This window comes from Mesorhizobium sp. (assembly GCF_024509055.1).
Lineage (GTDB): Bacteria > Pseudomonadota > Alphaproteobacteria > Rhizobiales > Rhizobiaceae > Mesorhizobium.
The window spans coordinates 70797-81277 of record NZ_JANINM010000538.1 but is presented as its reverse complement, the minus strand read 5'-3'; the positions used below and the strand labels follow the sequence as shown (position 1 = coordinate 81277).

Sequence of the window (10481 nt, the reverse complement as noted above, 5' to 3'; positions counted from 1 at the left end):
ATCGAGGCCTATGCCGTCGGCCACGGCAACCTCAACCAGGCGCCGGGCATCAACCCCGGGTCGCTCAAGGCCAAGGGCTTTACCGACGAAAAGATCGCGGCGCTGAACGCGGCGCTGAAGTCGGCCTTCGACATCAAGTTCGTGTTCAACCAGTGGACGCTCGGCGCCGACTGGGTGAAGGAGACGCTCGGCTTCACCGACGAGCAGCTCGGCGACTTCTCCTTCGAGATGCTGCCGGCTCTCGGCTTCTCCAGGAAAGACATCGACGCCGCCAACATCCACGTCTGCGGCGCCATGACGCTGGAAGGCGCGCCCTTCCTCAAGGCCGAGCATCTGCCGGTGTTCGACTGTGCCAGCCCCTGCGGCAAGATCGGCAAGCGCTCGCTCTCCATCCAGAGCCACATCCTGATGATGGCGGCGGCGCAGCCCTTCATCTCGGGCGCCATCTCCAAGACCATCAACATGCCGAATGAGGCGACGGTCGAGGACGCCAAGAACGCCTATATGCTGTCCTGGAAGCTGGCGCTGAAGGCGAACGCGCTCTATCGCGACGGCTCGAAGCTGTCGCAGCCGCTCAATGCCTCGCTGCTCGCCGATGGCGAGGAGGATGAGGACGAGGCAGTCGAGCAGCTGATCGCCGCCCCTGCGGCGCAGCGCGCCGTGCAGGTGACGGAGAAGATTGTCGAGCGCGTCGTTGAGCGTCTCTACCGCGATCGCGAAAAACTGCCGAACCGCCGCAAGGGTTACACCCAGAAGGCAGTCGTCGGCGGTCACAAGGTCTACCTGCGCACCGGCGAGTTCGACGACGGCCGTCTGGGCGAAATCTTCATCGACATGCACAAGGAAGGCGCCGCCTTCCGCGCGATGATGAACAACTTCGCCATCGCCATCTCGCTCGGCCTGCAATACGGCGTGCCGCTCGACGAATATGTCGAGGCCTTCACCTTCACCAAGTTCGAGCCGGCCGGCATGGTGCAGGGCAACGACGCCATCAAGAACGCCACGTCGATCCTCGACTATGTGTTTCGCGAGCTTGCGGTTTCCTATCTCGGCCGCCACGACCTCGCCCATGTCGACCAGTCGGACCTCGACAAGACCGCGCTTGGCCGCGGCATCACCGAAGGCAAGGCGACGCCCTTCTCCAAGGGCCTCTATCGCGGCGCCTCGCCGGTGAAGCTGGTGTCGGGCGTTGGTTCCGAGCCTAAGGGCTTTGGCGGCTCGGGCTCGACAACGGCCCCTGTCCGCGTCGCCCCCACCGCCTTTTCCGGCTCCAACGTTCTGACGCTGAAGCCCGCGAGCGACGATGCCATCGCCTACAAGCGCGACTATGAGGAGCGCGCCAAGGAGCTGGCCGAGGAGATAGTGGAAGAGGAAACCGAGGCTTCGGGTGCCGGAGCGCTGTTCACCGACGCTGCCGCCAACGAGGCGGCCGAAGCGAAGAAACTCGCCGCGACCCGCCGCCAGCAGTCGCTGCTGCAAGGCTACACCGGCAACGAATGCTCCGAGTGCCACAACTTCACCATGGTGCGGAACGGCACCTGCGAGAAATGCGACACCTGCGGAAGCACGAGCGGCTGCAGCTGAGAAAACTTGAGCAGTGGTGCAACACCCAAAGTTTTGTACCTACAAGCCAATGTTTGTGTACCTGGAGCGGCCAAACGGCCGCTCCCGATAGACGGAGGCCTGACGCGTCTCTGAATTTCCTGCTCATCTCCCAACAATCAAAGCCCGGGCCTCGCTCGGGCTTTTGCGCTTTGGCACGCGGAAATGACCGGGAAGCCAGGAGGAAAAGTGATGTTCGACATTGCAACGGCTGAAGACTTTTATGCGGTGCTTGTCCAAGATTTCGACGACTTCATGGACGAGCCCCACTCGGCACGCCGAGCTTTGCATTGCGCCATCACCGCTTTTCACCTGCATGAATGGGTCTGGGGCGAGTGGCTAAGCAAGGACAAAGCCGCACGCGACGCCATGGGGATTTCAGCCAGAGACAAGGACCACTTCCTGCAATGGATCGACCGTCACTGCGTCTGGTTCCGAGGGGTGCAAGATCTAGCAAACGGGACAAAGCATTTCGCGCGCGACAAGAGCTTCGACACCCTCCGCGTTGGCGGCTTCGGAGAAGGCCCTTTCGGCGTTGGCCCCTTTGGCAAGGGATATCTCGTAATTGATTGGCGAGAAGACAGAGGCGAGAACCGATGGCAGCCTGCAGCAGAATTGCTGGAGATTGTTGTTCGATTCTGGCGCGATTTCTTCCGCAAGTACATGCCGTCACCCAAACTGCCGACAAGCAGTCATCATGTGGATTAAGACGCTGGCGAACTTGCTCGAGACACACCGACGAATACCTGGATGACCTTGCCACCAGGTGTCCGCGCAGGCGCTCATCGCAATCTCAAATTCAGGGCCTCCAAAAGCATTCGGCAGCCAGTGAGAGTGCGGTCTGGATTCTGTCCGGCGTAGGGTTGGGACTCAGCCGCCCTCGTCCCGGAAGGACCGTCCACCCTCCCTCGTCGACGACGGCCTTGAGCCTCAGGATCGTCTTCCCTCCCCGTCTTGCGTCCTGGAGGCCGCGGCCGACAGCCCAGTAGACGTGCTGCGCGAGAACCCACCCCTCGATCGCAGGAGCTGGTTACTATCAAATTCCGGTGCCTTAAGGAGATCCGATGGGAACAGCGGATTGTCGGGCGAGATGAATAACCGCGCCATGCCCCATCCGATCGCCCTGATCTAGGCGGTCTGGCCGTATCCTAGAACTTATAAGTCAACCCGATGCGAACGTCGTTTGTCTTCAGCCTGATGCGAGTTTCGTCGGCAGGAAACCCAGGTATGTCGTATGTTGCCCTGCCAAAATCGGTGTAGCGGTATTCGACACGGCTCGTCAGATGATCGGTAAAGGCATATTCCAAACCAGCACCGACGTCCCATCCGGTCTGAGTCTTGGAGCCTGGAAGAGGTCCGGTGGCGCCATAGCTGGGCTCATATTTGTATCGGCCAAATGCCAACCCGCCGGTCAGGTAAGGCAACAACCGATCTATCGCATATCCAGCCCTCAAACGGACTGAGCCGTTCCAGGTCATGTCGGCGGATGCCGAATTCCCAGGAGGAGAAGGATTGCCAGATGCGTCGTGCATTGGATCCACACTGCCCTTGATGCTGGCGAAATTGATATCGCCTTCGGCGCCGATCACCAGATTGTTCGTGAGCTGATAGTTGTAGCCAGCGTGAAGACCGCCCAAAAATCCACGGGGGTCAACACTACCGACCACATCTGCTCCGCCGGCCTTGAAAAAGCCGCCTCCAAATGACGACCCCCAAGCATAGCCCGCCTGGGCACCGATATAGGCGCCCGACCAGTTGTAGGTGGAAGCCACGAGAAGCGGCGCTGGCGCTGGCTCGGTCGTGGCGATAGCGTCGGCAGCAAAGCCATTGCTCTCCAAACCCAAGAGGGCAATGGCTGCAAGCAGGCTGATTCTCATGACTAGGCCCTGATTAGAGGACCCGGTGTAAGAGAGACTTCTAAAGCGGGAAATCCCATACAGCGGTCTCCGGGCCACGAATTCAACCTTTTGTTGCTGGCTCGCAACACGGGCACCTATAGAGCGGCGGAGTGATCTGGCGCGACGTGGCCGCTAGCCACCCGCTTGTTGGATAGAGTCGGCCGACGCCCATTGGGCGGGGGGCTTTGGGGTAAAGAGCACCGGCCGGTGGCGTCCGTTAGGTCCGCCGCAATTTATAGGAGCACTTCGGCGAAGGACCGGATAGTTACGTGATCGCGAGGGGTCTGCGCGACGAGGCCCGCTGAGCCATCTTCAAAAGAGCCCCAGCATCGTCAGGGGCTTTCTGTTTTTGACTAAATGGCTAGCGCCAGGCCCTCATTATCCCTTCGCCTTCCGTTTAGCTGGAGCTTTTTTGCCTGGCGTTTCCTGCCGCTTCTGCCCGAGGCCCAGCGACTTCGCCAGCGCCGAGCGCTGAGCAGCGTAGTTTGGCGCCACCATCGGATAATCCGCCTTCAGACCCCACTTGGCTCGGTACTCATCTGGAGTCAGGCCGTAGTGCACCGCGAGATGGCGTTTCAGGGATTTGAACTTCTTCCCGTCCTCCAAGGAAATTATGTAGTCCGGGAACACAGAGCGCTTGGGGTTAACTGCCGGCTCCTGCTTCGGCTGATCAGTTACGCTTGGGGTGCCGGCAGTCGACAACGACGAGTGAACCGATGCGATGAGATTTGGCAGCCCTTCGAGCGGGACAGGGTTCTTACTGACATACGCCGAGACAATGTCGGCCGTCAGTCCAATAAGATCGGTGGCTGGGGTTTCATTTTCGTCGCTCAAGAAATTCGCTCCTGGAATTGGCATGCGCACCCGCCCCCGCGCCCAATCGTGTACCGATCAAGTGTCCGAAGGGCAATTGGTCGACTTCACTCGATGTCTTCAGCCAGAAAACGACGCTCCTGAATAGTCAGATCGCCGAACCACTTCCTAGGATTACCGGCTGGCGAGCGCGGCGGCCAAGTAAACCACCTAGGCTGACTGTCCCCGCCCCTCGTGAGACCGATTGCAGTTCGCTCCGGAAGCGCACATGTTTTGAGCCCAAACTTCACGGGGGCGGTTTATGGCAGAAGATGAAGAGAAGAAGCCTTACCTTCGACTTGCGGCCGAAAATGATCGAAAATCGATGGACAAGGCACGAGCCAAGCATGAAATCGACCGTCCGCAATTTCGAAGCCGGCCGATCCGTCCCGGTCGCCAACAATTGGTGGCAATGACCAAGGTACTCGAAGGTGCTGGTTTGGTGTTCATCCCTGAGAACGGCGGGGGCGCCGGTGTGAGGCTGCAGAAGTCATGACGTCGGAAGACAGGAACACAAAGACCGTCGTCGATCACCTCATTGCAAAAAGTGAAATGGAGGAGACAAAGATCTATCTCGACAGCGGTCGCGCTCATAAGGATCGCCGCGAGGACGCGTTGGCGGCACTTTTCGTTGCTTATCTTCGCACCTGGGCGCTTGGAATTGACGGTAGTTACCGTCCCCTCGAAGACGTTCGGGCGGAATATAGGCTGAGAAAAATCCCACCTCCTTACCATTTGGTGATGTCAGAGATGGAGACCCTGATGGACCGAATCGGCAAAGCGTACGATCAAATGACTCGGGAGCGACGCGGGGAGATTGGCGTGGGCATTGTGATGTCGTACCTGAAGGACACTAACACACCGCAGTAGGGCCGATCCGGCTTGCTGGCGCGTCCCGCAGGCGGCAACGAAGCACTTGTGAGCCCCCAGCCCGGGCACCGTCTAGCGCCTCTTGGACTGTTTCGTTTCGGAGCGGCTATCGTTGGCCCTTATCTTGCTCTGAAGTACCTCTAGGTTAGTCCCGGCCCCGATCGCGCAATCTTCTGGTCGGGTTGTAGGCTCGTCGGGTTTGAGGTTGTTGGGGACCTCGCCCGGCGAGTTTGCCTGTTCCGCAAAATCGGTGGAAAGGCATAAAAATCTATATCAATGCAGTTCTGCTAATTTAGCTTCGGATTTTAGCCGACTCGCCCCCCTACCAGAGTCGGCTAGGCCCGGCGGTTCATCCCAACGCAACCCCAACGCGGAACTGTCGGGCCGCTGGGCTTGTTGGCATCTGCGAGCGCCGGTGGGCTCGCTAAAGGATATTGGTGGCTCCTCCTCAACCAAGGCGCTGTTGGTTAGGAGCGCCGCAGGTTGGCGGAAATCCAAGATCTAGGCGACGCGGCGCTTAACAGGGCGCCTGAGTATCGAACGCGGCCGGTGGCGAACTGCTACGCGATCACACCATATCCACTCCAAGTAAATTAGCAGATAAGCACATATGCGGGCCGCCGGCGCCGGCACCAGCGCAAAGGCACTCGCTCCCAACAAGAAGGCGCCGGCCATCCTTATCCCGCCGCGCGGGTGATGGTGGCACACCCAGCGGCGGGCTATCGCTTGCTCGGATTGGGCGAACGATCGCATTTGCCGCCTGCCCCTGTGAATTTGCAAAGGCATCCCCTTCACGTACGCGTCGACCTTGCCGTCTATCGGCGCGCTTGCTCGCTGTCGCCTTGAGCGACACGCAACTGCATCCGCAGCCCGATGATCGCGGAAATTGCTGCGTCGATCATTGTCAGTAGTGTTGCAGTGTCGTGCTGGTTCGGGTCCGCCCGGACGTAAGCAAGCTGGTTCACGATGTCGTTGTCATCGTCAGATACGTCGCGCACACCCCCCTCCCAAGGTTTCCCGGCGGTCAGAGATCGGCCCGGCGCCAGGCGAAGGGCAAGTGACGCCGATTTCCGCAATTTCGTGAAAGCACCGCAATTTTTCTAAAACGGTTTCATGCAATCGGTGGGTGAAGCCAATCCCGGCCTTAGCTATCGTCAGCCCGTGACGTGCGCCGCACGCACGCCATGGAGCGCCGGTCAAAGGGACTTCCCCTCAAGGTCGCGAGTACACCGGCGCTCATTAAAGCTTGGGCGCAGTTAGAACACGCCGGGGGACCTACTTCCGGCATCATGGATGCAAAATCACGATAATCGACGATGTTTATCGGCTATGGCGATGTGTGAAGCTGGCCGACGTTTCCCACGCTATGCGGTGAAGGGCCAAGGCCAATAGGGCAAGTAGCTCAAACCTCCCTATTTCCTCCCTCATCTCTCACGGCCCGGAAGAATTTTCCCTGGGCACGTGACATTCTATTATTGAAACTTGCAAAGAGACACCCGGCGGGCAAAACACCGATTATCCCAGTCACTACGTTCTGCGGGAGAAATACATATATAAATGCTATAGCTATACATACCGTAACAAACATGCCTATTACCGTGACGAATACGTCTTGAAACATACGATTTTCAGGAAGGAATTGCTCCATCCACGGCATCACCAATGGGTTTTTATCCCAAAACTGCCAAATTCGAATGGGGTCTTCTAGCATGGCTCTAGACAATCCACAGGCCACGATTGGCCCAAGGCCACCATGTGCCACGATGATAAGACAAGACTAATCACAACCGCGATACTACCGCGACCCAGCACTAAACTGCGCGGATGCATGCGGCTCAAAAAAATGGCTCGCCTCTTCCGAAGAGCGAGCCAATTGAGGGGATAGGGTAATCGTGCCGATGAGACCGCCCCTCAACTCTCAAGCTTTAACACAATTGCCGCGCGAATGTGCTATGATTCGACATGGGCAAGAGGGCGAAGCAGAAGCCCCAGCGGGCGATTGAACAATCACTGGAAGGCGAGCTTGAAACCGAGGCCGCCTATTATGCCCGCAAGTGCGGGATCACCATAGCCGAAGCCGCCAAGATCATTCGTGAAGCCCACGCGCCAAAGCTCTCGATAGTCCGCAAGGACAGGGGCAAATAGGCCGTTCGACCGATAGCCGGCTCACTTCTTCGGTGCTACCGTCAACTCCCCTGTCGGCTGTGAACTCCCGTCGTTTGGTTGCCACACAGTCGGCCTTTTAGGCCCGCTGCCCGACGCCTCGCGCAGCGGGCTTTTTCGTGACGTAAAAAATGCCCCGAAACTGGGTCGGTCACCGGGGCCTTAGCCATGTACGAGCTACAAGCATGTCCGCTCATGACAGTGGGCTAATATGCTGAGCAGCTGGTAAACGTCGATCGGCGCATTGTTACGCCGGTCACTGCGAGTGGCATCATGCATCGCGGGTGGCGTTGTGGATCAAACGTTCACAAGCCTCTTCGCGCGGCGTGGCATGATCGAGCAGATGGTGGCAGCACGGCGGCTGCGAGAAACCCGGTAAGCGCTAGTCGGATTTAGGCGGCGGCGTTTCTTTTTTTATGATCTGTTGCGGCGGCGTCGCCTTCGTCATGTCGGATTTTTCTACGCTCGCGGTCTTGATCGTGTCGACCTGCGACGATGCCATTGATTGATGGTAGTTGCACGCGGATGCGGCTGATACCGACAGCCCCAGCGCCGCGATTGATGCAAGGACGGCTTTCATCCGATCCTCCTTGTGGGTGGTGGCGTAGCGTATTCCACGCGGCGCCGACTGCAAAATCACTTTTGGCTGTCGCCAACCGCCGTCCGCGCCGAGCCTTGTCGCGAGTTTCAGCGCGGTTGCGGCGGCACGTCCAGCACCAGACGCGTGCGAGTCTGGCACCCCGCCGAAGTTCATCTCTCAGCGCACTCGCATGATGGCAAAGATGATATTCCGGTCCGGATCCCTGCTGATATCGAGGCTTTCAATCCTGCCTTTGTCGGCGGCATTCACCATCGCCGTCATTTCGTCTTCCGATCGATAAATGAGATCCCACGCCATATAGCTTTCCATATAACCGACATCTGGAATTTCTTGGGCAAAATTGGCAATCATGACGGTCCCGCCCTTTTGCGTCGACGCAATCATACGCGCCAACAACGCAATCGCGGCCGGTTGAGGCAAATAGTCAAAAAGGCCCGCTGCATAAACCAAGCTGTACGTGCCCCAGGTCGATCGTCCGGCTATTGCATCCCGGACGCTTCCTTTCTGGATCGCGACCCCACGCGTTCCATATGAGCGTTCGGCCACTTCAAGACTTTTTTCGTCTTGGTCGAAAGCGGTCCACCAAGGTCCAATCGGCATCGCGTCCTCGTCCATCTTGAAAACGAAGTCAGCCTCGCGAAGATGTCCCGATGCAACCGAGAGGACCCTCGCGCCAGGGTTCTCGCGTCGCGCGTCACGAACGAGCTTGGCCATGAGGCCGCGACGGAAGCGCACCGCCCTCGCGGCAGGGGCTCCGAACCTCGATTCATAAGCCGCCCGCTGCGCATCGACAGGGGGCGGACTCTCGGCTCCATAAATCCCGTAGATATAATCCAGGGTCACTGCATCACCCGGGTAGCCTCGAGGCTTTTCGAACGAGCGAAGCGCGATTGGACACCTGTGCGCAATTTTGCGCATAGGATGGTTCAAAAGCTCCACCTTGCACAAATCCCGCCATGCATCCGTCGTAACACTACGCCGCAGTGACCATAGTGCTCCGCTCAAGTGGTCCATCCCCTCGCGCACCCAGCCTGAGTGTGCCAGTTCATACGCCTCGTCGACACCGCGCAGTATGTTGGTCCGGTCTATATTCATAAACATCAGTGCACCGTTCTCGTTTTCTTCTGCAGTTCTTTCTTCACTGATGTATCGGCAGCAACTGTCAGCCCCGCCGGGCGCGACGCGGCTGGAACACCAAAGAATGTCCATGTATTTTGCAAGGTTGTCTTCAAAGGATAGCCATCCTTGAGGACAATTCATCACCCAAATAGGGTATGAGCAGAAATAAGCTCGTGGCTTGGCGCTTCCGGTCTCGGTAAGGAGATCGATGGAAACGAAAAGTCGTCTGGGAGCCGATATGGGCAGCCATGAGAATCGAATTCAATCTGTCAGCGGATTTTCCACTGTATGGACGAGATGCCGCGATGAGTATTAGCGTGTTCTTAAATATCGCCACACACGAGGGTCGCGTCCGTATGGTGAGGTTCGCTTTTATGCACTCGCCTGCAGACGTTCGGCATCGACAGGCAACCGATGAGGGGCTTCGCCAATGAGCGGGACAACAATCCGCCTGGCTCGTCCCGGCGATGAGGCCGCACTGCAGGCCTTCCTTGCCCGGCATGCCGACAGTTCCCTTTACCTGCGCTACTTCCTCGCGAAAGGCGGCCTCGTGGACGAGGGCAAGCCGCTTCAGGGCACCTATGCGGCGGCGTTCCTAGGCACGGATGCCGTAGGCTTGGCCATGCACAATTGGCAAGGTGGAGTGTTCCTGCAGGCACCGACCCATGCGGCCGACCTCGCAAGCGCCGCTGTCGACGCATCGGGCCGGGCGCTGATCGCGCTGCTTGGGCCGTATTCACAGGTGGAGGACGCACATCGCGGCTTGGGCGAACGCCCTGCCACCAAGCGCGCCAAGGAAGGCCTCTTCGCATTGGGTATCGACGAAATGATTGGCCCCGCCCCGGCGTCCACGTCGCTGGCATGCCGACTTGCCCGTAGCGAAGACCTCCCGCTGCTGCTGGAATGGCGCTTTAGCTACGAGATGGAGTCCACCGGGCTTCCTAACAACGACAGCACGCGGGAATTCGCGAAAAACGCGATCGAGGGGCATGTTGCCCGCGAGGAGGCCTTCCTCCTGGAAGCGGAAGGAGAACCGGTGGCGCTTTGTACCCTGACCGCCCGTGCCTTCGAATCCATCCAGGTCGGCGGTGTCTGGACGCCGCCCAAACTTCGCAATCGAGGATATAGTCGGGCAGTCGTGGCGGGAATGCTCCGAGAGGCTGCCCGAGACGGCGTCACGCGCGCGGTGCTTTTTACCGAGAACCCGGCGGCCCGGCGATCCTATGAGGCGCTCGGCTTCCGCCAGATCGGTGATTACGGGATTACGATCTATACGGCCTGACACCATCGGGCGACAACTCGAGTTGCTGCGATGTCAGTCGCCGACAAGCTTTCATCACTTCCGCTGTAGCAGCGGCGCGTCCGACTAACGCTGC

10 protein-coding genes and 1 pseudogene are annotated in these 10481 nt (G+C 58.8%); 6 read left to right on the top strand and 5 right to left on the bottom strand.

The window, feature by feature from the left end; translation table 11 throughout:
- Positions 1 to 1584 (top strand): annotated as a pseudogene (locus Q0L57_RS32685) (vitamin B12-dependent ribonucleotide reductase); the annotation flags it as partial.
- Positions 1585 to 1794: 210 nt separating this feature from the next.
- Positions 1795 to 2310, top strand: a complete 516-nt coding sequence (locus Q0L57_RS32680) for a hypothetical protein (RefSeq protein WP_296747223.1) — start codon at positions 1795 to 1797, stop codon at positions 2308 to 2310.
- Between the two features lie 440 nt (positions 2311 to 2750).
- Here the strand turns inward: Q0L57_RS32680 and Q0L57_RS32675 are convergent, their stop codons facing one another.
- Both Q0L57_RS32675 and Q0L57_RS32670 read right to left on the bottom strand, forming a co-directional pair.
- Complete coding sequence (locus tag Q0L57_RS32675; RefSeq protein ID WP_296747222.1) at positions 2751 to 3479, bottom strand: outer membrane protein; 729 nt, start codon at positions 3477 to 3479, stop codon at positions 2751 to 2753.
- 399 nt (positions 3480 to 3878) lie between these two features.
- Positions 3879 to 4334, bottom strand: coding sequence for a MucR family transcriptional regulator (locus Q0L57_RS32670; protein ID WP_296747221.1), 456 nt, complete (start codon positions 4332 to 4334; stop codon positions 3879 to 3881).
- Between the two features lie 280 nt (positions 4335 to 4614).
- On the opposite strand from Q0L57_RS32670, the gene Q0L57_RS32665 reads away from it, so the two are divergent.
- On the top strand, positions 4615 to 4848 hold the full coding sequence (locus Q0L57_RS32665) for a hypothetical protein (RefSeq protein WP_296747220.1): 234 nt from the start codon (positions 4615 to 4617) through the stop codon (positions 4846 to 4848).
- Positions 4845 to 5222 carry a hypothetical protein gene (locus Q0L57_RS32660; protein WP_296747219.1) on the top strand — a complete coding sequence of 126 codons (378 nt, stop codon included), beginning with the start codon at positions 4845 to 4847 and terminating at the stop codon, positions 5220 to 5222. Before Q0L57_RS32665 ends, Q0L57_RS32660 begins: the two co-directional genes overlap by 4 nt.
- An 815-nt stretch (positions 5223 to 6037) precedes the next feature.
- On the opposite strand, the gene Q0L57_RS32655 is transcribed toward Q0L57_RS32660, so the two are convergent.
- Positions 6038 to 6220: a hypothetical protein gene (locus Q0L57_RS32655; protein ID WP_296747218.1), complete on the bottom strand. Its 183-nt coding sequence runs from the start codon at positions 6218 to 6220 to the stop codon at positions 6038 to 6040.
- 964 nt (positions 6221 to 7184) lie between these two features.
- Between Q0L57_RS32655 and Q0L57_RS32650 the strand changes: the two genes are divergently transcribed.
- Positions 7185 to 7367 carry a hypothetical protein gene (locus tag Q0L57_RS32650; protein ID WP_296747217.1) on the top strand — a complete coding sequence of 61 codons (183 nt, stop codon included), beginning with the start codon at positions 7185 to 7187 and terminating at the stop codon, positions 7365 to 7367.
- 400 nt (positions 7368 to 7767) lie between these two features.
- Here Q0L57_RS32650 and Q0L57_RS32645 read toward each other — a convergent pair whose 3' ends face one another.
- Positions 7768 to 8139: a hypothetical protein gene (locus Q0L57_RS32645; protein ID WP_296747216.1), complete on the bottom strand. Its 372-nt coding sequence runs from the start codon at positions 8137 to 8139 to the stop codon at positions 7768 to 7770.
- Positions 8140 to 8142: 3 nt separating this feature from the next.
- Complete coding sequence (locus Q0L57_RS32640) at positions 8143 to 9195, bottom strand: class I SAM-dependent methyltransferase (protein ID WP_296747215.1); 1053 nt, start codon at positions 9193 to 9195, stop codon at positions 8143 to 8145.
- 340 nt (positions 9196 to 9535) lie between these two features.
- Between Q0L57_RS32640 and Q0L57_RS32635 the strand changes: the two genes are divergently transcribed.
- Positions 9536 to 10387, top strand: coding sequence for a GNAT family N-acetyltransferase (locus Q0L57_RS32635; protein WP_296747214.1), 852 nt, complete (start codon positions 9536 to 9538; stop codon positions 10385 to 10387).
- Positions 10388 to 10481: the final 94 nt, after the last annotated feature.

Bases quoted from the DNA above. Each gene is read 5' to 3' on its own strand.
- Q0L57_RS32640 (WP_296747215.1), bottom strand. From the start codon at position 9,195: ATGGACATTCTTTGGTGTTCCAGCCGCGTCGCGCCCGGCGGGGCTGAC.
- Q0L57_RS32675 (WP_296747222.1), bottom strand. From the start codon at position 3,479: ATGAGAATCAGCCTGCTTGCAGCCATTGCCCTCTTGGGTTTGGAGAGC.
- Q0L57_RS32635 (WP_296747214.1), top strand. From the start codon at position 9,536: ATGAGCGGGACAACAATCCGCCTGGCTCGTCCCGGCGATGAGGCCGCA.
- Q0L57_RS32660 (WP_296747219.1), top strand. From the start codon at position 4,845: ATGACGTCGGAAGACAGGAACACAAAGACCGTCGTCGATCACCTCATT.
- Q0L57_RS32665 (WP_296747220.1), top strand. From the start codon at position 4,615: ATGGCAGAAGATGAAGAGAAGAAGCCTTACCTTCGACTTGCGGCCGAA.
- Q0L57_RS32650 (WP_296747217.1), top strand. From the start codon at position 7,185: ATGGGCAAGAGGGCGAAGCAGAAGCCCCAGCGGGCGATTGAACAATCA.
- Q0L57_RS32645 (WP_296747216.1), bottom strand. From the start codon at position 8,139: ATGAACTTCGGCGGGGTGCCAGACTCGCACGCGTCTGGTGCTGGACGT.
- Q0L57_RS32680 (WP_296747223.1), top strand. From the start codon at position 1,795: ATGTTCGACATTGCAACGGCTGAAGACTTTTATGCGGTGCTTGTCCAA.